Below are 22,519 nucleotides of genomic sequence, written 5' to 3' on the forward strand. Positions count from 1 at the left end.
TTAGCCCCTCCCGTTCTCTAGCATATGGTATACAGCAGCCTGTTCAATAGCTAGCCCTGCCTGGTAGCGTTGGATGAATGCTTCGAACCCGCTAACGTCCGTCGCATCCGGAGTAATTTCCTGTCCTTCGACATCTTTGAATACTTTCTCTCCGAGGAAATGCTCCAAGCTTTGGTCCTGATCCTTATTAATCAGGTAAGAGGCCAGTAGCGCCATGCCCCATGCTCCGCCTTCGCCAGCCGTGGACATCACCGAGATCGGCACGTTCAGCGCAGCCGCTAACATCTTTTGTCCGACGACAGGGGTCTTGAAGAGGCCGCCATGAGCCAAAATACTGTCGATGGCCACCTTTTCATTTTCCGTCAGGATATCCATACCGAGCTTGAGGGCTCCGAACGCCGTGAATAGATGCGTACGCATGAAGTTCGCCAAATTGAAATTGCTCTCCGGCGAACGAACGAACAACGGCCGGCCTTTATCGATGCCGGTAATATTTTCGCCCGAGAGATAGCCGTAGCTAAGCAAACCCCCGCCATCCGGGTCCGCTTCGAGCGCTTTGTTAAGTAGTTTGCTGAACAATTCCCCAGAATCCACGTTGAATCCCATGGTTTCAGAGAACTCACGGAACAATCCGATCCAGGCATTGAGATCACTGGAACAATTGTTGGCATGCACCATACCGACAGGACTGCCATCCGGCGTCGTCACCATATCGATCTCTGGATATACCTTTGCCAGTTCTTTCTCTAGGACAATCATCGCAAACACGGAAGTGCCCACGGAAATGTTTCCCGTACGCTTCTTAACGCTATTGGTCGCCACCATACCTGTGCCGGCATCGCCTTCCGGAGCACATAATGGAATGCCAGACTGCAGATCCCGTGCTGGATCAAGAAGCTTGGCTCCCGCCTCCGTTAATTCACCGGCTTGCTCGCCGGAAAGATATACCTTAGGAAGAAGATCCTCCAGCTTCCACGGGTAGCCTTTGGCTGCGATTCGTTCATCGAACTGCTTAACCATTGCAGGATGGTAGTCATGGGTTGCTTCATCAATGGGAAAAATACCCGAAGCATCTCCAATTCCAATGACTTTATGTCCAGTCAGCAGCCAGTGAATGTAACCGGCCAGCGTCGTCACGAAATCAATGCGAGGCAGATGCTCCTCTTGATTTAATATCGCTTGGTATAAATGCGCGATGCTCCATCGCTCAGGAATATTAAATTGAAATAAGTCCGTTAGTTCCCTTGCAGCCGCACCTGTTGTTGCATTGCGCCAAGTCCGAAACGGCACTAACAGCTCACCTTTGTTGTCGAATGCCATATATCCGTGCATCATAGCGGAAAATCCGATTGAGCCCACTGTCTGGAGCGTGACTCCGAAATTCTGTTCCACTTGCTGCTTCATTTCGCGATACGCAGTTTGGAGACCTGTGATAATATCCTCCTGGTTGTATGTCCAATATCCGTCTTTCAACAGATTCTCCCACTCGTAACTTCCCGATGCGATGGTCTCGAATTGACGATCAATCAGCACCACTTTAATCCGCGTAGATCCTAATTCAATACCCAGCGAAGTTTCTCCCTTGGTTATCGCTTCTTTCAAATCTAGATGATTCATGATCACATAAATCCCCTCTCTATTCGCGGTAATACACGTAAACAACTTTATTTCTCGAACTAACAACATCAGTATATTTTTTGTACGTACATTTGTCAACGACTTTCATTAGTTATACCTACATGAATGTCTACCCTGTCTCCTAAGATAACTCTTACTGCCTCTAATAGGGATAAGTACAGAACAACTAGTGGGATTCACATCACCTGTATTTGCAATCCATACGATTCATGTTAAAATGTGTACGTACAACTTAAAACCTGTACGTACAACTTTACTGACAACAATGAAAGAAGTGGATTGCATGAAACCAAAGTATCAAGTAATCATTGATGATATAAAAAGTAATATCCTTTCAGGAACGTACAAAGCAAGCGAGCAGATCCCTTCGGAATCCACTTTGCAGGATAGCTACAACGTTAGCCGGCAGACCGTTCGAAAGGCCATTCTAGAGTTATCGAATGAAGGTTTCTTACGAAGCGAAAGAGGATCTGGGACGTTCGTTAGCAGTCAATATCGAACCAAATCGGGCGGGAGTGCTGCGAAAAAAACGATCGGCGTCATCACGACCTACATTTCAGATTACATCTTCCCCTCCATTATCCGCGGCATTGAAAGCCGATTGAATGAAGACAACTATTCGTTACTACTAGCCAGTACAAATAATGATATCGCCCAAGAAAAAAAGGCGTTGGAAATGATGTTAGCCTACGGCGTCGACGGACTCATTATTGAGCCTACAAGAAGTAATGAATACAACCCGAACATCGCTTATTATTTGGCATTTAGGGAGCAGGAGATTCCATTTACGATGATTAATGCCTATTATGAAGAATTGGAGGTTCCTTTCTTCTGTCTGGATGACGTGCAGTCCAGCTATCTGGCAACTCGAGAACTGATTGCCAAAGGGCATAAGCAGATCGGCATTGTCGCGAAAATGGACGATTTGCAAGGGAAGTATAGAATGAAGGGTTATATTAAGGCGCTTGGGGAAGCCAAATTAAGATTCCACTCTGAACATGTGCTTTCTTTCGATACGTCGACGAAGCCACACCTGTCCTCTAACTTGGAGGTGTACCTGAACGACAATCGGGATGAATTGACTGCGCTTGTGTGTTACAACGACGAGGTTGGTTTGGAAGTCGTACATGTCTGCGGAAGACTTGGGATCTCCATTCCGGACGAGTTATCCATTATTGGCCAGGACAATTCATATATCGCCAAAAGCGCAAATATCAAACTAACAACGCTGACGCACCCGCAAGAACAAATGGGACGTGACGCAGCAGACTGGGTCATCAAAAATTTGCAAGGCAAAAAAGACCTACCTACCAATACCTATTACCAACCCGTGCTAATCGAGGGTGAAACCGTGAAGGACATCCTAGCTGAACCTAACTGACCTGCTAGAAATTTCCCTTCATCGAAAACACAAGGAGCCACCCAGACTTGCGGGATGGCTCCTTGTTCTAGATCTCAGGTTAATCATTATTGCAACAGCCTTCGTCGGCGTTCAAATGCCCGGATCGCTCGATTTTCGTTTTCAAGTACTTCTCGTTATACTCGGAGACATCTCCCCACAGCTGCACGCGATCCTCTATATCCAGACCTGCTCTACTAAGCGCATCTAATTTCTTGGGGTTGTTTGTCATCAGTGTGACCGGCTTAGTTCGGAGTGCTTTCAATACCTGGATCGCGTCACTATAATCACGTGAATCATCCACAAAACCAAGTTGAAGATTCGCATCCACTGTATCGTATCCGTTTTCTTGTAGAATATAGGCAAGCGCTTTGCTAAAGAGCCCTATACCTCGTCCTTCATGATTCGCTAGATAAAATAACGCGCCATTCCCATGATCGGCAATATGTTTCAACGACTGATGGAGTTGATAGCCGCAGTCACATCGCTTGCTGCCAAAGATGTCTCCGGTATGACAGATGGAGTGAAACCGAATCAAGGCATGATCTGCCTGCTCAAAATCCCCATGGACAAGAACACTCGATTGTTGATATTCCGCTAAATTAGCAGAAGATAATTTGGCGATAATACGCTCAAAGTCTTCCGTTACTTCATCGCAATTGAGCCAGCAGTACCACTTAAACTGGATGGTCTCCCCAAATAAGTTAACCGGCAGCCCGATAGGTCCAACAAGATATACCGCCCCTTCGCCCTTTTTGATCAGTTTTATTTTCTCTTGTAAAAGCGAAATCACTTTAGGATCAAAACTTTGTACAACAGGCATGAATTTTTCTCCTTTTCAAAAGAGCATGTGGGATTTCCGACCCATCCTATCTTCTGTCTTTCTTAATTTCCTAATACAACCATCACATAAATGATTAGCACGATCGCCATACAGCCAGCAAATTTGTAATTGGGCACGACCACTTCAAACACTGGCTTCTTAAATAGACCCGCTAGCAAGTTATTCACGGCCGAGGCCGGTGATATGGGGTTGGATAAGCTCCAACTTCCCAACAACAGCACTGCGAAATATAACGGACTGATCCCTACACTTGCCGGATCAATGCCACCCGCAAGAATGGTTACCGGTACGATCGGGTGAAGACCGATTAACGATGATCCGGCGATGAGAAGCACTGTGAATAGCGAGAAGGTAATCGATACAGATAGTGGTATCTGTTCCAGCATTGCCGGAATCGAGGATCCGAACTTGGTTGCACCAATGGAACCGCTAAAAAATCCGGCAGCCAAGAACAGTGTGATTTCTTTCTGCAAAGCGGGTAGCGTGACGGTAACATGATTCTTCAACCCTTGTCTGTATATGGCCATCGCTCCATTAGCCATGCACCAAATGAGCGGAAATAATACCGCCGCCATGCAAATTAATATTACCATCGGCAGCTCGATCAACCGCTCCAAAATCAATATAGCCAAGATTGCTGATAGTAAATATATGCCAAGCCCAATCGGAAAAACGGCACTTCCCTGCTTCTTAATCGACTCCCGTTTCGTTCCGTCTGTTTCAGCCCCCTGTATTTCCCGGAAATCGACCGCAAAGCTCACAACAAGACTTAGGAAAGCTAATCCCAGCATATAAGGAAGAACAGACGACCATGGCAATTCAAGCGCCGTTGTCACGAGCGTCATGGCAGCAAAATACGGCGACCATAGTATCGCCCCTGCAAATCCTCGGTTTAATGCATTGGCAAGCAGCCGCGACATACCGGGTTGCGGCTTTACCAAAACCATTTGATATACGACAGGAATCGAGCCGACGTTGATAAATACACCCATAATTTGCGTAAGAATCTGCGTTCCTATGAATAAAGCTGCTTTGCTGCGAAAGTTTTCTTCATAGAAACGTTTCAGTGCTTCGACGTATTGAGGAATCCGTACGGGAATCCCGAACAGGGGCGCGAAAAGAAATAGCGTTACGATCGTCACATTGATTCCAGCCGATTCGAACCATACGGAAGCCCCCACTTCTTGAAACAACATGAGCACAGTCCCGGCAACCATAAAGGATACTGAAAGCCAGAAGGTGACTCCTTTAAGATTCGGCAACAATATGGCGATGGCTAAGAAAACAAGGCATCCCAGTATTGGCGTTAGCATTTCCAACTGCGTCAGTTGCTGAACAATATAAACCACGGCAATGGAGAAAGTAATCCCCCTCTCCATTGCGGCTTTACCTGCGGATATCATCTGATCCGCCCTCTTTCATTTAGCTTCATTAGTTAAACTGCCAGCAACTTAAACTTAGGTTGCCGTATTGGTAGCTGCGGTGAAGCAGCTTCGCTTGACGATTCGCGTCCCCTGATCCCATTGCAAGAATCAAAGGAATAAAGTGTTCATTGGTTGGCACAGCTTCTTGGGCATTAGGGGCTAGCTCATGATATTGAAATAGCGCCTCAGTATCCCATGACTCCAGCTTATTCTGAAGCCAGTTGTCGAATTGCTCTGCCCAATTATCGTTTCCTTGTGATTGCCAATTCAATCTTCTTAGATTATGAACGGTTCCTCCACTTCCGATAATCAGAACATCTTGTTCCCTAAGCTCCCCTAACGCTTTGCCGATCTGATACTGCTCCTCGTTACTCAGATGACGATTCACGGATAAGGCGACAACCGGTATATCCGCCTCCGGATATAACAGCTTCAACACCGCCCAAGCTCCGTGGTCAAGTCCTCTGCTCTCATTCAGAACGCTCTGAATGCCTTGTTTCTCAAACAGGGCACGAACATGATCACTTAGCGCTCGGTCGCTCTTGGCCGGGTAGGTCATCGTATAGAGTTCGTCTTGAAACCCGCCGAAATCATAAATGGTTTCATACGTTTCTGCAGCTCCGACAGACTGCTTCGACTCTTCCCAGTGGGCGCTAAAGAGCACGATGGCTTTCGGTCTAGGTGTATTGTCCTTAAATTTCTTTAGCAGTTGTGTGTATTCGTTATCTTCAAGTACGATCGACGGGGCGCCATGCGCGAAAAAATAGGAAGGCATCATATCGCTTCTCACTCCTTTATTATAGTCAAACCAGCATCTTGCTTAAGCCAGTTCAGAAAATCTAATTGGTTCTCTTCAGCTACACCGTGGTCAGTTGCATATAATTTAAATGTCAAATGCTGTGTCTTATCCCTGAAGTATGCCGCCGACTCGTGCCCGATCCGAACAGGGAAGACGGAATCATACTCGCCATGTGAAATAAATACCGATACATCCTTCACACTTCGTAGCGAATACTCCGTCTTCACGAAATCAGGAACATACCCGTTCAGCGAAACAATTCCCTTCAGCTCATCTCCCATGGTAAGCGCTAGTGTCATCGAGAGGATTGCGCCTTGGCTAAAGCCCAGCAAATACCGTTTGCTTGGATCGATTGGATATTTTTCCGTTGCATAATAAATGAAAGCTTCGAGTTGTTTAGCCGCTTCATCAAACATCTCACGTATAGGATTGCCTAGGCTTTTCAAATCATAATACTGGTAACCTGAGCCAAGGAGTAGATTGCCGCGGATACCGATAATAATGAAATGGTCAGCCAACGGAGCGACTAAGCCAAACATATTGTTCTCATTGGAGCCCTTGCCATGCAGGGTAAAGACAACTGGATATTGCTTGGCCGGGTCCATTTTGGTCGGTAAATGAATGTCATATTGATAAAATGGTTTCATCATGATCCCCCATTAATATTAGTAATAAAGAAATAAAGTTTATATAACTAATTTAGATCATAATGAATTGACTTGTCAATATATAAATTGCTAATATAAAATTATATTTTCTATTACTAATATTTTTAAGGGGTGTATGCGGATGGATATCGGCTCCACGATACGAGCGATTCGAAAGAGAAAAAATATTACCATCGCTCAAATTTGCGAAGAAACCGGCTTGTCCCAAGGCTTCATGAGTCAGGTTGAAACGAATAAAACATCCCCCTCTATAGCAACGCTTGAGCATATAGCTCAGGCTTTGAAGGTACCTTTAGCTTATTTACTCCTTAAAAAAGAAGATCGCATGCATATTGTTCGAAAGAATGAACGAAGAACCACAACAAGCGGTTCCGAGAAGCTGAAAGTGGAACATCTTAGTTCTACGAAGAACGTTAGAATGATGTTGGTAGAGTTCCCGCCAGGAGCCTCGATAGGCGATGTGCCTCACGCTCATGAAGGTGAAGAGGTTCATATGGTCGTTTCAGGAAGAATATACGCAGAGCAGGGAGAGGATGGAGCTGAATTCGGAGAGGGTGATTCGTTTAGTTGGAACGCATGTACTCCCCATGTGGTAAGAAATATAGGGGAAGATACGGCAATCGTACTCATATCGATCTATACAGAAAGTGACATTGGACAAGACCTTATCTAAAAGTTAGCTAACGAAAGACACGGACATTGGATAATTGGTTCGAATATAAAGTGTCCCAACTCAATTGACTCCGCCATTAGTATATAAATTGGCTATCTCAAAGTCTATGTTGACTTCCTCAGACGCCTCTCTTTCGCATTATCAGGTTAACTAGAATCTCTGGTTGGCCTTTATTTAGGTTCGGTATAAGATGGCGGTAGCCCGGAGAACGAGCTTCCGTAATTTAGCTGGATTTCCTCCATCTATTTGAAACGAATTTAGCTAATTCGAATGATTAACTGTATATCCTGTAGTTAAATTCCTTCCATTGAATCAATTTTTCCAATTTCATAGAATTTAACTGTAAATTTTCCATCTAATCAGCAAAATCCCTTAAATTCGAGCACATTAACTGTAGTTTTTACATCTAAATGTGATCCAGCATCCGATGATGCCCCGCGGGCAATTCCAACATATCCATGTACGGTTGCAGTGACTGCGACTGATATCGATGTCCCATTCATAGTCCCTGTCCAAGGACCTATTTATAGACAATATTTCGACAGCAATCGATCTCATCATACAAATTTTGGATGAAAAAGAAAATAAACAAGCCGACATCTCTTTCGAAATTTAAAGGAAAATTTGCCACTTTGTCCAATACTCTTAATAAGAATGATATCATCGTGGATCAAGGAGGACACATGGCAACGACTCTAGACATTTTACAGCCCGATCTCTTCTCTCAAGTGTTCAAATACTCACCTATTGGCATGGCACTCCTATCCGATGAAGGAAAAATGCTACAAATTAATACTTCTCTATGCCAAACAATTGGGTATTCAGAAGCAGAGATCCTTGGCATGACTTTACAAGACATCACTCATCCAGATGATTTGGATCATGCAAGTCCTATTAGCAATCATTTCGTAGACAGTACGATGGATTGTTACCAAATAGAGAAATGTTTCATTCATAAGAATGGCTCAAGCGTACGCGTTTTATTGGTCATTACTTGCATCAGGGACGAAAGTAGACAACCCTTGTTTTTTATTAGTCAAATAAAAGATATTACAGAAAGAAAATTAGCAGAAGAGGATCTCAAAGCGAAGACGGAGCAATTGCAATCTTTTATCGAAAATAATGCGGATGCCATGTGGGTGATTGATGTCGACGATTTTCTGCTGGAAGTGAATCCTGCTTTTGAAAAGTTGTTTGGTTGGTCGGCTGAAGAGGTTAAGAACAGAAAATTACCTATCATTCCGAATTTCCTTAAGGATTCTATAGAAGAAATTCACCAAGGTATCAAAGTTGGAGAAACAGTCATAGGTTTGGAAACCACTCGTCAACGAAAAGACGGCGTCCTCATTAATGTGGAGGCAACGTTATCTCCGCTTCGCGATCGTAATGGATCGGTTATCGGAATCACTGGCATATGCCGTGACGTTACCAATAGAAAACGTGCGGAAGAGGAACTCAAGGCTAAAACAGAGCAACTAGAGTCTTTTATCGAAAATAATGCAGATGCGATTGTCATCTTTAATAACGAAGGTTATGTGCAGCGAGTAAATGAAGCATTTGAAACTATTTTCGGGTGGTCAAAGAAAGAAGTCTTTAATGTCGAGTTACATAAGCCTCCATTTATTCCCACCGAATATTGTAAAGAATTCAACCTTATGCTTGAACAAGTGAAACAAGGGCAGTCTATCATTGGTGTCGAAACGATTAGAGGGCATAAGAATGGAGATGTAATCAATGTTGTTTTAACTGCTTCTCCTATTGTTGATGGTAAAGGCACCCAACTTGGTTGGTCAGCTACACTTCGAAATATAACAGCGTGGAAAATTGCTCAAGAACATCTTCAAAATTCGGAGAAATTATCTGTAGCCGGACAGTTGGCTGCTGGAATAGCCCATGAGATCAGAAATCCCATTACTTCCATCAAAGGGTTCATTCAATTAATGAAATCGGGAATTGGCGAGAAGCCAAAATATTTCGACATTATATCATCTGAAATCGAGCGGATTGAATTGATTCTTAGTGAACTGTTAATACTGGCGAAGCCGCAAACAATTAAATTTGAGAGAAAAGATATACGGGTGTTACTAAGCCAAGTTATGACCCTACTAGATACACAAGCGATTCTTAACAATGTGGAATTCTCCGCGGAATTCAAGCCTGGCGCTACCCATCTGTACTGCGATGAAAATCAATTAAAGCAAGTTTTTATTAATTTCATCAAGAATTCCATTGAATCCATGCCAACTGGCGGGAAAATAACCATCGAAATCAACAGTGATAATCGTCAGCAGATGTTGATTCGTCTCATTGACCAAGGCTGTGGAATTCCAGAAGACGTGCTCTCCAAATTAGGCCAGCCCTTCTTTACCACCAAAGAAACAGGAACTGGATTAGGTTTTATGGTAAGTAAAAAAATCATTGAGAATCACGCTGGTTCAGTCCATGTAGAAAGTGAGCTCAACAAAGGCACTATAATTGAAATAACTCTGCCTGTTACGTAATACGAATTGGAGGCAATGATCATGAGCTTTGATGAATATCCCCTACTCGCTGGACTCTATGTGAAGAACGACTCGTATAACGAGCAACGACCCCAAGGAAGGCAAGATTGGCTGCTTACGTTCACCCTCGAGGGCGAAGGTTTTTTTAACCTGCAAGGCAGCTTGTCCAAATGCAAAACAGGTGACATTCATTTATTGCGCCCAGGTACCCCGCAACACTATGGAACAAGTCCTAGTGCGACGTGGAGATTCTGCTGGGTTCATTTCCCGGATACCTTCATGGAAACGAATCTTCTTCCCAATCTACAACTGTTGCATCTCACTGTGGATAGCGAGTCGCTGCGCGAGCGTATTTATCATACCTTTATTCGTATCCTTGAAGATTCACGCGAACGGCAAGAATATTGGTTTGAGCTTTGCAGCACGTCCGTCCAAGAACTATTACTCGTCATCGCTCAGAAAATGCACAAAAATATCGACCCGCGCATCGAAGAAGTACAGTACCTGCTCTCGAAGAATATGCACCAACCTATTCGAATTGATGAACTGGCTAGTGCCGTTGGTTTATCCTCTTCCCGTTTATCTCATCTCTTTAAAGAAAGTACAGGACATTCGGTTATCGATACTCTGAACCAAATGCGAGTTAAACAAGCCGTTCTCCTCCTGAAACACACGGATCGCAGCGCTTCTGAGGTATGCTATGACGTTGGATTCCAGAACTACAACCATTTCACAAATCAATTCCGTAAATGGTACGGCGTGAATCCTAGTGTATTAAAGAAAGAGGAGCGGTAGATTGGCATCTAGTTGAACCGATAAGGCAACCCCGATTTCGCCGATTCCAAGGCAGCAACTGTCACTTGCTGAGTCTTGAAAGCATCCGCGTAGTCTGAAAGAATACGCCCCGTATCCCCTGTTTTTAGAGCATATATGAAGGCTTCATTCTCTACTACATACGGATTAACTTTTTTATGCCTAATCGTAGTTTCATGCGCTTCAATCATTGTCAATCTGTCTGGATCCCACTCCAGTATTCCTTGTTGTGTGTAACAGGTAATCCCTGTCTTCCCCACACCATCAGGCAATACGCACGTATTCGAAATATTTGCAATAACTCCGCTCTTAAATTTGAGCGTAACAGTCCCTACGTCAGGCACTGTAACACCCTCATATTGCTTATGGATTACTTGATGGCCATACATTGCGTAGACTTCATCTATTTCCCCAACGCAATAACGCATAATATCAACCAAATGTGTGCTTTGCTCAAGGAATTGCCCACCAGATTTACTCTGATCTCGCCACCAGGCAACCTGAGGCATACTCCCCATCCATTTACCAGTCAGCATCCCAATTGGCCGTTCTTTCAACAGCTGTTTCATCAGATCCACTGTATCTGTATAACGGAAATGATAGCCTACAGACGTAATTAAGGATTGCTTACTTATCTCATTTCGAATCTGTTCAGGCTGCTCTGTATTCAGACCCAGCGGCTTCTCAACAAAGAAAGGAATACCTCTCGCGATGAGCTTCATTTCATATTCACCATGTGACATTGGTGGTACTAGGATATAAACAGCATCCAAGCGTTCGCCATCCAACATGTCATCTAGGCTTTCATAGCTGGACCCAATTCCACACGCCAGGGCAAACGCTTCAGCCTTTGCTAAGCTCGTCCCGCATACCGCCACCACCTGCACGTCATCCATCCCAGATAGTATTCTCGCGTGCATCTTACTGAACCCACCTGTACCGATAAGACCGATTCGTAACATCGTTATCCTCACCTATTCTTATAAAATGTCTCTCTTCCTTCTACTGTAACATTCGAGCACGCATTCCGTATAGCTCAATAACGCCTGACTTATTGTGCTATAATTATTTTCAAGTCTCTTTAGTTCACTTATATTCTAAATAATTCTTCATAAATAAACTGATCAATGATCTTGTGGTGATACATAATGATACAACTATTTACTTGTGGTTATAATTTCGTTCATGGTAATGGCATCGTGATTGATAGGCCTCGTGGATCCGGGGATTATGCATTTGTGCTGTTTAAAAGCCGTGCAGAACTTGTTCTTCATGGTCACTTGCACACGATTGAGAAGAACACCTATATCTTAATGAAACCTCATACTCCGCATCTCTACAGACATTTGGATAAGCCGTTTATCAATGACTGGTTTCATTGTTCTGGTAACGAGCTTGAGTCGTTCCTGTCCGAGATCGGTTTTCCATTGGACACGCCAATATATGCGGATGATACCATGCTGATTTCCAAATGTTTGATGGACATGAGTAATTATCTTCGACAAAATTCTCCTCTGAAAGAAAGAATCTTAGACTGTGATCTGCAATCACTCTTTATGAAGCTCGTCAACTTACGCAACCAGTCTGCGGTCCATGAAAGTAAGAGCCAGTATCTGGTTCCGTTCACCAAGCTGCGAAACCAGTTATACAGCTCACCTCATTCAATTTATACCGTAGACAAGCTCGCTTCTAGCGTAAATTTAAGCAAATCTTACTTCCAACATATTTATAAAGAATTGTTTGGGTGCTCCATCATCATGGATCTCATTAACGCTAGGCTTGAATATGCCAAATACCTCCTGTTGAATAGCAATACATCCATTAATCTGATTGCAAGTATGTGCGGCTACGAGAACGATACTCATTTTATGCGACAATTCAAGAAATTTGTTGGTGTTACCCCTAGTCAATATAAACGCAATAGAATCTCAGATCATGAAAGGACGATAGGTCAGTAAACAACCACGATAGTTTATTGATCCACTCGTAACTGACACCTATACTTTTACTATAATTCATCAATTAACGAAGGAGTACTTCCAAATGTCAGTACATACTAATCCATATGCAGGCTATCTTTTGGTGCATTTTATCGGAGAACAGCCACTCGGTGAACAAGTCTATTTCTCCTATAGCGAAGACGGTTTGCACTGGAAGGACTTGAACGCGGGTCTGCCAGTACTGTCTTCAGAGTTGGGCGAGCAAGGCGTGCGGGATCCTTTTATCGTCAGGTCACCGAAGGAGGAGAAATTTTACCTAATCGCCACGGATTTGCGTATTGCGAACCAGAAAGGTTGGGATACCGCAGTAAATGCCGGAAGCCGCGACATTATTGTCTGGGAATCTGCAGACTTAATCCATTGGTCGGCCCCTTGGTCCGTTACAGTAGGCGTGCCAGGAGCTGGCTGTGTCTGGGCGCCTGAAGCCATTTATGACGAAGCCTCCGGCGATTTCCTTGTATTCTGGGCTTCGGCGACACAAGAACGCCATGAGGATCATAGAAAGCAAAAAATCTTCTGTGCGCGCACCAAAGATTTCCGCAGTTTCATAGGAACGGAAACGTACATCGAGCGTGACAACCATATCATCGATACCACAATCATTGCCCATAACGGGTGCTATTACCGATATTCCAAGGATGAAACAACGAAGAATATCCGCGTTGAAAAAGGTATCTCGCTGGATAAGGATTCTTTTATCGGCCTGAGCGCTCCAGCTTTAGAGGAATTATTAGGCGTAGAGGGGCCGCAAATATTCAAGTTTAACGACCGGGAAGAATGGTGCCTCATTGTGGATCGCTTTGCGGAGGGCAAAGGTTATCTTCCCCTTCTGACCTCCGATTTGGCTAGCGGTGAGTTCCGGGTTCTACAGGATGGGGAGTTCAACCTCGGTGCATCCAAGAAACGTCATGGCGGCGTCATCCCGATTACTTACGAAGAGTGCAGCCGACTACTTGCAGCATTCGGAGACGGTCATCAAGTGCTGGCTGGTCAATTCGCCGACCCTGATCTTGTGAAGTTCGGTGACCGATATTACCTGTATCCTACAACAGATGGATTCGATGGCTGGTCAGGCACGCAGTTTCATGCATTTTCCTCAGCAGACCTATCGAATTGGCGAGATGAAGGTGTGATTTTGGATCTTGCAACAGGGGATGTTCCTTGGAGCGTTGGTTCTGCTTGGGCACCCGCTATCGCCTTCAAAAGAAGTAACTATTATTATTACTTCTGTGGTAAAACGGAAACCGGAAGCCACGCCATTGGAGTTGCAATTGCCGAGACACCAGTGGGTCCGTTTCGGGCGCAGTCCGAGCCGCTTATTTCGATGGAACAAATGAAGCGTTTGGGCATTCCCATGTCGCTTACCATCGATCCCTCCATTTATATCGAAGACGACGGCACCCCTTACCTGTTGTTCGGAAATGGGAATCCTACTATCGTTCGGCTCGAAGATGATATGATCAGTGTTGCCGAGGATACGATGCGAAGTGTGTCTGGTCTGCTCGACTTCCGAGAAGCTGTAACTGTCCTCAAGCGCGGCGGAATATATCACTTCACCTGGTCCTGTGATGATACAGGCAGCGAAGATTATCACGTCAATTATGGCACAGCGGAGCACTTGTATGGCCCTGTCACTTACCAGTACGCGATTCTTGTTAAAAATAAAGAGAGAGATATGCTCGGCACCGCTCATCACTCAATTCTCCAAGAGCCCGGCACCGATCAATACTGGATTGCCTACCATCGGTTTGTCACACCGCTGACACGCTTCACCCAGGGTAAAGGCTTTCACCGTGAAGTCTGCATAGATCCACTTACATTTAGCGAAGACGGTCTTATGCACCCCGTGCAGTTGTAATCCTACGTGCAACACTACATTTAATAAAGAAGATCGCCTCCTTCACTAGATTCAGTGGGAAGGCGATCTTCTTTATTTACGGCTATATAACAAGGGATTGAGTTCAGAAGCAGCGAGCTCTCCTGGCCCCAAACCAGGAAACCACCTATTCAGATCACTCTCGCGCGCTTTACTATCCGGTTCTGCGATACGCAAACCATCCGCATAGTAGATAACGGTCATAACTTTGCGCATCGTATCTGTCGGATTGCCTGGCGCATTGTGCAGCGTCCATCCCGCGTGGAACGTCGCATCCCCCGCTGCCATTGCTCCGTGTGACTTCGTTTCGAAGCCCTTCCCTTCGATATATCCCGCTAGCGTCCGATGAGACTCATCAGAAATTACCATCTTATTGATATAACCCAAGAGATGGGATTTCGAAGCAAACGTCATGGAACCTACTGCTTCGGAAATCGGGACAAGGGGCATCCACATGGTAATCGTCTTATCCGTGTCCAGCGGCCAATAAATTTGATCTTGATGCCATGGCGTATGACCGCCATGAGGCTCCTTATACAAGGCTTGATCATGATAGATGCGAACTCCGTCTACGCCCATCAAGTCAGCGGCAATTTGCGCAAACCGCTTCGCAAATACGAAGCGCTGAATGGCTTCACTATGCTCCCATACATTTGAAATTTGGATAAATGCCTTCCCATACGTATCACGCTGATCAAGCGGTTTATCTTGCGTGTTTAAATTCTTCACAAGCGTCGATATGATCGGCTCATACACCTGAATCTCAGCTTCGCTCGCAACACCTCGAAGAGCGATATGACCATCGCGTTGATAGCCCTCCTTCTGCTCTTGCGACAATGTGTAACTGTCTTCTAACATCGGCAATGCGTGGATTTCATTAGCATTTAGATGACTCATGCGATATGCACCTCTTTTGTCTATTTATAGCTTTATTATACGAATCACCTATCTAATTATCTTTGTCAAACAAGGCTGTTGATTTGTCAAAAACAACTATAATATACTAAAGTGAAAAGAGGACTTCTATGCTGCAACCCTTCCAAGATTCTCCGCCGATTGTCCCTTACATCCGAGAATGTGATTTTGCCGTTCGCAAGCCTTGGAACTACCCAGAACGCAGACTGATGGATTATTTGTTGGTATACATCCAAGAGGGGACATGCTGCTTCTGGGTGAATGATCAGAAGTATATGTTCTACGCTGGTCAGTTCTGCCTCGTCCAACCAGGCAGCTTAGTAACTTTAGAGGGATTAACGAACACGGTCACACCTTTTCTCCATTTTGACATTGCCTATAGTCCCCTTCGAGAAGAGAGCTTTCCCACACGACCGGGACAAATTGATCTATCTGCTTACAACCATCTCATCCAGCCATCCTTACACGACTTATTCAAGATTCGAGTTCCCGTACATATCCAACCGCAGGATCCTATTCTTCTCAAAGAAAAACTCCTGCAAACGATAGAGCTATTCTATGTACCCAACTCGCTCACCCAACTTCGAACACAGCAGCTCATGTTAGATATCATTCTTTCTATTATGGAACCCTATCAACGCGAGGCTCCTTCACCTGCTCCATCTTTAAACTGGATCACCTCTTATTTCTCTCATCATTTAAGTGATCCGATTTCAGTCAAAGACATGGCTGGCCGCGCCAATCTGTCACTTTCTAGGTTCAGCTTTCTTTTCAAGCAACGCTACGGCACATCTCCACACCAATACTTATTGCAGATGCGCATTCACCATTCGCAGGAGTTGCTTACGAACACAGAGCTCAGTCTTGAATCCATCTCTGATTATTGCGGCTTTGCTGATTTGCATCATTTCTCTAAAATATTCAAACAACGCACAGGCACAACGCCCGGCGAGCATCGAAAATCAACTAAAAATCCCTCCACCCGATAATAGCTATCGGGTGAAGGGATTTTTCATGTCATTAACTATTTCCCAGAAAATAGGACATACGATCTCATTGTCCTAGTCGAAGTAAACAGCTTTACCTGTTCTCGCCGACTCATAAATAGCTTCCAGTATCTCAGATACCACACATGCTTGTTCAGGGGTGACCACTGGATCTGTATCGTTCTCTATTGCTTGAATCCATAATTTCATTTCTAAATCGGAAGCAGATTCCGCTTTACCGTCATAGAACGCAACACCGCCAGCTTGCAATTCTACTTCTGTTGTGAACAATCGACTATGTTTCTCGCCGTTGATACGTAGGCCGCCTTTCATATCCGCGCCGCCTTCTGTTCCGGAAAGCGTACATTTCGCTTCATCGACTTCCAGCGTATTCAATGCCCAACTCGATTCAAGAATAATTGTTGCACCATTTTTCATCGTAATCATGCCAAATGCAGAATCTTCTACCGTGAACTTAGCTGGATCCCACGGTCCCCAAGCATTTGCCGCATTCTCACGTTGGGATAGCTTGTGGTAGGAAGTCCCCAAAACAACAGCTGGCTCATAGTTGTTCATCATCCACAACGTCAAGTCTAAAGCATGCGTGCCGATATCGATTAACGGGCCTCCGCCTTGTTTCTCTTCATCGAGGAACACACCCCAAGTAGGTACCGCGCGGCGACGAATCGCATGTGCCTTCGCGAAATAAATATCGCCGAGTTCACCTTCCGAGCATAGCTTATGTAAATGTTGGCTATCGCCGCGGAAGCGATTGTTATAGCCAACTGTTAACTTTTTGCCTGTACGTTTAGCTGCTTCAACCATGCGTTTAGCGTCAACCGCAGTTTTCGCCATTGGCTTCTCTGACATCACATGCTTGCCAGCTTCCAAAGCAGCAATCGTAATCTCAGCATGCGAATCATTCGGCGTACACACGTGTACGATATCAATGGAGCTATCTTTCAATACCTCGCGATAATCTTCATACACACGAGCTTCTCCCTTACCGTACTTCGCAGCAGCTTCCTGCGCTTTCTCGGAAATGATATCACAAAAAGCTACCATTTCTACATTGTTCAACTTGCTTAGACTAGGCATGTGCTTGCCATTGGCAATCCCTCCACACCCAATAATTGCAATCCGATACGTCGTTGACATGATGTTCCTCCTCTATACTGATCTTGCAAGTTTTTATGATGACAGCAGTACTTGTATGTATAAAGTAATTATACCCAATACCACCGTTAATAAAATTCCCGATTTGGCGATGATTGTATGCAATTGTGTTCTCTCCATATGTAACGAGCTAGCTAATTCTAGTCCTCTTCCAACACTTAACTGGAAAAACTACAGCTATTTCAATAAAAAAATCTCTCAAAATCGATTTAGATGGAAAACATGTAGCTAATTCTCGACTTACTCTTCCAATCAGCTAAATCATCTACAATTACCTGTAGGAAATCCATTTATTCTTCATTTCTGTCGGAATATCCAAGAATTAACTGCATAACACCCATCTATTTCTTCGACTACTAGCAACTCCTCCCAACCTTCCAAAAACAGAAAAAAAGCACGGTTACTGACGAATCAGCATCCATGCTCTTTACTTTTTAATCATCGTGGCCACAAGCTTGTATCCCACGCCGCGTATCGAATCAATCTGAACCGATTGCTGATTCATTTCCAGCTTCTTGCGCAAAGAGCTCACATGCACATCAACCGTACGTTGACCTCCGATATAGTCGAAGCCCCACACGATATTCATGAGATCATCTCGGGTCACAACGACACCCGGGCGCTGGACCAGATACAGCAGAACCTCAAACTCCTTAGGTCGGAGCGGAATCGACTCGCCATTCAACACAACTTCATATTTCTCCGGATAGATGCGAAGCTCACCTGCCTGAATCACTTTCTCATTCGATTTGGCGATATCAGCAGCCGCTTCGTCCGATTGGGTACGACGCAAGACTGCAGCCACTCTCGCAAGCAGCTCGGCCACTCCAAATGGTTTTGTGATATAATCATCTGCCCCATGCTTCAAGCCCTGTACGACTTCATCTTCGGCATTCCGAGCAGTCAGGATTATGACAGGCGTTCGATTTCCTTTCTGCCTAAGCTTTGCCAATACTTCAAAGCCACTAAGTCCTGGCAGCATAATATCCAAAATAATCAAATCATACGACTGCTGAAGCGCCTCTTGCAAGCCGTCTCCACCATGATCTATTACCTTCGTATCGTACGCTTCCTGCGATAAATTATAAGACAATAACCGAGCCAATGTCGGCTCATCTTCTATAACTAGTATCTTTTGTGCCATGGGATCCCCCGCATTTACAGTTTATTAACATTGCACAACCCCAGTGTAACACACAATTGTAAAGGCATTGTAAAGCCTTCGTCAGCGCAATGTAAATCCGCCTCAATTAATCAATCTATTTTAATGAATCACAGGCAATTCAATAATGAATTTTGTACCCACACCAACTTCACTTTCAACCCGAATCGTACCTTTATGCATTTCCACGAGATGCTTAACGATAGATAGCCCTAGTCCTGTACCGCCTGAACTTCGGGATCGCGCTTTATCAACCCGATAGAACCGTTCAAAGATACGCGGCAAATCCTTCCTCGGTATCCCCATTCCCGTATCTGAAACGATGAAGCGTAGTCGCTCATAATCTCCGTCTGCATTGGTTTCCAGGGGTTCTACTCGAAGCCTAACTTTCCCGCCATCTTGCGTATAGGCAATCCCGTTGGACAGCAGATTGATAATGATTTGTCGTAACCGGTCCTCATCCGCCTCAATATACATATCATCCTCAACCGTCATACTGAGCTCGATATGCTTCTTCTCCGCTTCTTTCCGCAACACACTAAATGATCTCTCCAGAAACTCAGGTAAATAGACAGGAGAGAAATTCATCGGAATCCGCTTCGATTCAATCTTCGATAGCTCCAGAATGTCCCCAATTAAACGGTTCAAGCGCTCACTCTCATCAAAAATGATTTGCAAAAACGATACCGCCGTTTCCTTGTCATTCAATGCGCCTGCCAGCAGCGTCTCAGCAAAGCCCTTCACTGCGGCAATCGGCGTCTTCAGCTCATGGGAAACATTCGCCACGAACTCACTGCGCATACGCTCTAATCTGCGAACCGCGGTGATATCGTGAAGAACGATAAGCACACCTGACCATTCTTCATCTTCATGAGCGATCGGACTCAAGTGAATATCCAAGATGCGCTCAGCAGGGTAATAGAACATCATCTCATCTGAGATCGGTTCCTGCAGCTCAATGCATTCTTGAATCATTTTGGTAAAATCATATTGTTGCTTAGCTTCATTGTATTTCTTCCCTAGTAGCTCTTGGGAAGAAAAGCCAAGAATCGCCTCAGCAGACGGATTGAGCAACATGATCCGCTCTTCGCGGTCAATCATCATGATCCCGCTCATCATGTTTTCCATGACGCCTTGCAGCCTGCGTTCATTTTCTTGAATACGTGCCATTTGACCTTGGAGACTTTCGGACATCCGATTAATCGCTTGGCCAAGTTGTCCCACCTCATCATTCCGATAGGCGGGCACACGAGATTCATAATTCAAATTCGTAATTTGTTGAGCAACTTTAGTCATTCGTTCAATCGGACGTGTAATCCCTTTGGCAATGCGATAGCTGACGATACCCGCGATGACGAAGAGAATTGCGAGTCCGGAAATAAGGAAATACCACAGACTGCGAATAGATTTATCCACTTGAGCTAAGCCCAAAGAAATGCGTAAATATCCAATTGTCAGCTTGGCTTCATTTTTAACTGGAATAGCAGCGTACAACATATTCTCCTTCAACGTATCACTATACCGTGTCGTATACCCAATGCCATCCTTAGCTGCTGCCGCGATTTCCGGTCTTGTTAAATGGTTGTCCATCTGTTCTGGCAATTGATCAGAGTCACCGAGTACCTTGCCATCCGCACGAATATACGTCAAACGCTCCGTTGTCGCATCTTTGAGTCGGTGGGCTTGCGTTGTGTAGTACTTAAACAACTCAGCGTCCGTCCCTTGATAATCCCATACACCACTGGAGGCAATCACATGAAGCTCTCGCTCCATATTTTCTTGTAATGAATTCACATGCGAATTCTCGAGCACTTTTGCCATGAATATGCCGGCAACCAACATCGAGCATCCAATTAGTAAAATTAAAATCAGGGTTAGCTTTGCACGAAATTTGGTCATGAATGCATGAACCTCCAACAGAGTTGTGTGCCTATGTCGTCTATAACATATAGAAAAAGGGCTACTCTAAATAGTAACCCTAATTTCTACAGCTAATCCAGTTTTTTTTTTGTAAAGGTAGAAGTAGAGATAATCACAAGGAATGTATTATTTGAAAACTGGCTCTTTCAGCGCTGCCAACTTCTCTAACGAATTCTTCTCTACATCTGCATGCAAGCTGTTGCCGTGTGAATCCATCGTCACAATCGCCGCAAAACCTTCTGTTTCTAAATGCCACATTGCTTCTGGAATACCGAACTCCAGATAGTCAACGCCTTCAACCTTTTTGAAACATTGTGCGTAGTACTGTGCAGCACCACCGATGGCATTCAAGTATACGCCGCCATGATCTTTCAGCGCTGCTAGCGTTTTAGGACCCATGCCGCCTTTACCAATTACCGCGCGAATACCGAACTTTTTAATGATGTCACCTTGATATGGCTCCTCACGAATACTCGTTGTCGGCCCAGCCGCTTTCACATGCCATTCACCCGCGTCATCTTTGGCCATAACAGGACCACAGTGATAAATCGCTGCGCCATTTAGATCGATTGGAGCGTCATGATCCATCAAATATTTGTGCAGGGCATCGCGTCCTGTGTGCATCGTTCCATTAATAACGACAACGTCTCCGACCTTCAAGCTGCGAATTTGCTCCTCTGAAATCGGAGTCGTCAATACGATCTCGCGACGTTCTTCTTGCGGCGTGTTTCTGGCTTCTTCCGCACTTGCTTCGAAAGCCTCCTGGAAGGATACTTCAGTACCTCTTGGATAGGACCAGCCATTGATTTCTCCCGTTTCAGCATTGAGAATCACACCTTGGCGACGGAACGCCCAACAGTTATACGCCACAGAAACGAAGAAGCTAGCTGGCAGACGGTTCATCACGCCTACTTTACAACCAAGCAAAGTAACTTGACCGCCAAATCCCATCGTACCAATCCCTAGTGTGTTCGCGTGCTCCATCACATACTCCTCAACCTTACGAAGGTCTGGATGTGGGTTCACATCGTCAACATGACGCAATAATTGATGTTTCGCCAGCTCATAACCGCTTGTGCGATCGCCGCCAATACCAACACCGATAAAGCCTGCGCTGCAACCTTGACCTTGTGCTTGATACACGGCGTGCATCACGCACTTGCGAATACCGTCGAGATCACGACCTGCTTTGCCTACGCCTTCGAGATCAGCTGGAAGACTGTATTGAATGTTTTTGTTTTCACAGCCGCCACCTTTAAGAATCAGCTTCACCTCTACATCATCACGTTCCCATTGCTCGAAGTGAATTACAGGTGTTCCAGGTCCAAGGTTATCCCCACTATTAGCACCCGTAAGCGAATCTACGGAATTCGTTCGAAGTTTGGAAGCCTTCGTTGCATTCGCAACAGCTTCAAGAATATGTTTCTTCATAACAATTTGGTTTGCCCCAACTGGACAGTGTATAATAAACGTTGGCATGCCTGTATCCTGACAAATCGGGGATACATTCGTCTCCGCCATATGAATGTTATCAGCAATTCGGGAAAGTGATAACGCAGAACGCGTGCCATTATCCTCTTTAATTTGTGCAGCCTGTACCGCACGTCGAACATCACCAGGAAGATTCGTGGAAGTTTCCACAATTAAATCATACACACTTTGATAAAAATGTTGCATAACGCTTTCTAGCTCCTCTCAATTACCCGCATAATCGTAAAGAATATC

18 protein-coding genes are annotated in these 22,519 nt (G+C 44.8%); 7 read left to right on the plus strand and 11 right to left on the minus strand.

Annotated features, from left to right (window positions below; translation table 11 throughout):
• Window positions 1-1,617: a xylulokinase gene (locus A8708_RS07220; protein WP_068662815.1), complete on the minus strand. Its 1,617-nt coding sequence runs from the start codon at window positions 1,615-1,617 to the stop codon at window positions 1-3.
• Window positions 1,618-1,921: 304 nt separating this feature from the next.
• On the opposite strand from A8708_RS07220, the gene A8708_RS07225 reads away from it, so the two are divergent.
• Window positions 1,922-3,019 carry a GntR family transcriptional regulator gene (locus A8708_RS07225; protein ID WP_068662816.1) on the plus strand — a complete coding sequence of 366 codons (1,098 nt, stop codon included), beginning with the start codon at window positions 1,922-1,924 and terminating at the stop codon, window positions 3,017-3,019.
• 79 nt (window positions 3,020-3,098) lie between these two features.
• On the opposite strand, the gene A8708_RS07230 is transcribed toward A8708_RS07225, so the two are convergent.
• From A8708_RS07230 to A8708_RS07245, 4 genes are all read right to left on the minus strand, one after another.
• Window positions 3,099-3,860 carry a GTP cyclohydrolase II gene (locus A8708_RS07230; protein ID WP_068662817.1) on the minus strand — a complete coding sequence of 254 codons (762 nt, stop codon included), beginning with the start codon at window positions 3,858-3,860 and terminating at the stop codon, window positions 3,099-3,101.
• A 62-nt stretch (window positions 3,861-3,922) separates the two neighbouring features.
• Window positions 3,923-5,284 carry a hypothetical protein gene (locus A8708_RS07235; RefSeq protein WP_068662818.1) on the minus strand — a complete coding sequence of 454 codons (1,362 nt, stop codon included), beginning with the start codon at window positions 5,282-5,284 and terminating at the stop codon, window positions 3,923-3,925.
• A gap of 28 nt (window positions 5,285-5,312) precedes the next feature.
• Window positions 5,313-6,083 (minus strand): DODA-type extradiol aromatic ring-opening family dioxygenase, encoded by a 771-nt coding sequence (locus A8708_RS07240; protein WP_068662819.1) that lies wholly within the window; start codon window positions 6,081-6,083, stop codon window positions 5,313-5,315.
• A gap of 8 nt (window positions 6,084-6,091) precedes the next feature.
• Entirely contained in the window at window positions 6,092-6,751 is a 660-nt protein-coding gene (locus A8708_RS07245) for an alpha/beta hydrolase (RefSeq protein ID WP_068662820.1), read from the minus strand.
• A 142-nt stretch (window positions 6,752-6,893) separates the two neighbouring features.
• Here A8708_RS07245 and A8708_RS07250 point away from each other — a divergent pair, with 142 nt between their 5' ends.
• The 3 genes from A8708_RS07250 (at window position 6,894) to A8708_RS07260 (ending at window position 10,741) form a co-directional block, all read left to right on the plus strand.
• A complete protein-coding gene (locus A8708_RS07250) occupies window positions 6,894-7,445 on the plus strand; it encodes a helix-turn-helix domain-containing protein (RefSeq protein ID WP_068662821.1) in 552 nt (183 codons plus the stop codon).
• A gap of 572 nt (window positions 7,446-8,017) precedes the next feature.
• Window positions 8,018-9,946 carry a PAS domain S-box protein gene (locus A8708_RS07255; protein ID WP_082927320.1) on the plus strand — a complete coding sequence of 643 codons (1,929 nt, stop codon included), beginning with the start codon at window positions 8,018-8,020 and terminating at the stop codon, window positions 9,944-9,946.
• A gap of 21 nt (window positions 9,947-9,967) precedes the next feature.
• Window positions 9,968-10,741: a helix-turn-helix domain-containing protein gene (locus A8708_RS07260; protein ID WP_239696579.1), complete on the plus strand. Its 774-nt coding sequence runs from the start codon at window positions 9,968-9,970 to the stop codon at window positions 10,739-10,741.
• 8 nt (window positions 10,742-10,749) lie between these two features.
• Here A8708_RS07260 and A8708_RS07265 read toward each other — a convergent pair whose 3' ends face one another.
• Entirely contained in the window at window positions 10,750-11,721 is a 972-nt protein-coding gene (locus A8708_RS07265) for a Gfo/Idh/MocA family protein (protein ID WP_068662824.1), read from the minus strand.
• 186 nt (window positions 11,722-11,907) lie between these two features.
• Between A8708_RS07265 and A8708_RS07270 the strand changes: the two genes are divergently transcribed.
• Together A8708_RS07270 and A8708_RS07275 are read left to right on the plus strand one after the other, a co-directional pair.
• Complete coding sequence (locus A8708_RS07270; protein WP_068662825.1) at window positions 11,908-12,717, plus strand: helix-turn-helix domain-containing protein; 810 nt, start codon at window positions 11,908-11,910, stop codon at window positions 12,715-12,717.
• An 85-nt stretch (window positions 12,718-12,802) separates the two neighbouring features.
• Entirely contained in the window at window positions 12,803-14,617 is a 1,815-nt protein-coding gene (locus A8708_RS07275; protein ID WP_068662826.1) for a family 43 glycosylhydrolase, read from the plus strand.
• A gap of 72 nt (window positions 14,618-14,689) precedes the next feature.
• Here the strand turns inward: A8708_RS07275 and A8708_RS07280 are convergent, their stop codons facing one another.
• A complete protein-coding gene (locus A8708_RS07280) occupies window positions 14,690-15,532 on the minus strand; it encodes a phytanoyl-CoA dioxygenase family protein (RefSeq protein WP_068662827.1) in 843 nt (280 codons plus the stop codon).
• Window positions 15,533-15,660: 128 nt separating this feature from the next.
• Here A8708_RS07280 and A8708_RS07285 point away from each other — a divergent pair, with 128 nt between their 5' ends.
• Window positions 15,661-16,539 (plus strand): helix-turn-helix domain-containing protein, encoded by an 879-nt coding sequence (locus A8708_RS07285; protein ID WP_068662828.1) that lies wholly within the window; start codon window positions 15,661-15,663, stop codon window positions 16,537-16,539.
• A gap of 72 nt (window positions 16,540-16,611) precedes the next feature.
• Here the strand turns inward: A8708_RS07285 and A8708_RS07290 are convergent, their stop codons facing one another.
• The 4 genes from A8708_RS07290 to A8708_RS07305 all read right to left on the minus strand — a co-directional run bounded on the left by A8708_RS07290 (window position 16,612) and on the right by A8708_RS07305 (window position 22,471).
• Window positions 16,612-17,694: a Gfo/Idh/MocA family protein gene (locus tag A8708_RS07290; RefSeq protein ID WP_068662829.1), complete on the minus strand. Its 1,083-nt coding sequence runs from the start codon at window positions 17,692-17,694 to the stop codon at window positions 16,612-16,614.
• A gap of 445 nt (window positions 17,695-18,139) precedes the next feature.
• Window positions 18,140-18,856 carry a response regulator transcription factor gene (locus A8708_RS07295; protein WP_056624013.1) on the minus strand — a complete coding sequence of 239 codons (717 nt, stop codon included), beginning with the start codon at window positions 18,854-18,856 and terminating at the stop codon, window positions 18,140-18,142.
• A gap of 120 nt (window positions 18,857-18,976) precedes the next feature.
• Window positions 18,977-20,773, minus strand: a complete 1,797-nt coding sequence (gene pnpS / locus A8708_RS07300; protein ID WP_068662830.1) for a two-component system histidine kinase PnpS — start codon at window positions 20,771-20,773, stop codon at window positions 18,977-18,979.
• A 147-nt stretch (window positions 20,774-20,920) separates the two neighbouring features.
• Window positions 20,921-22,471 carry a fumarate hydratase gene (locus A8708_RS07305; protein WP_068662831.1) on the minus strand — a complete coding sequence of 517 codons (1,551 nt, stop codon included), beginning with the start codon at window positions 22,469-22,471 and terminating at the stop codon, window positions 20,921-20,923.
• Window positions 22,472-22,519 lie beyond the last annotated feature (48 nt).

Origin of the sequence: Paenibacillus oryzisoli, from assembly GCF_001653565.1 — a bacterium.
Lineage (GTDB): Bacteria > Bacillota > Bacilli > Paenibacillales > NBRC-103111 > Paenibacillus_E > Paenibacillus_E oryzisoli.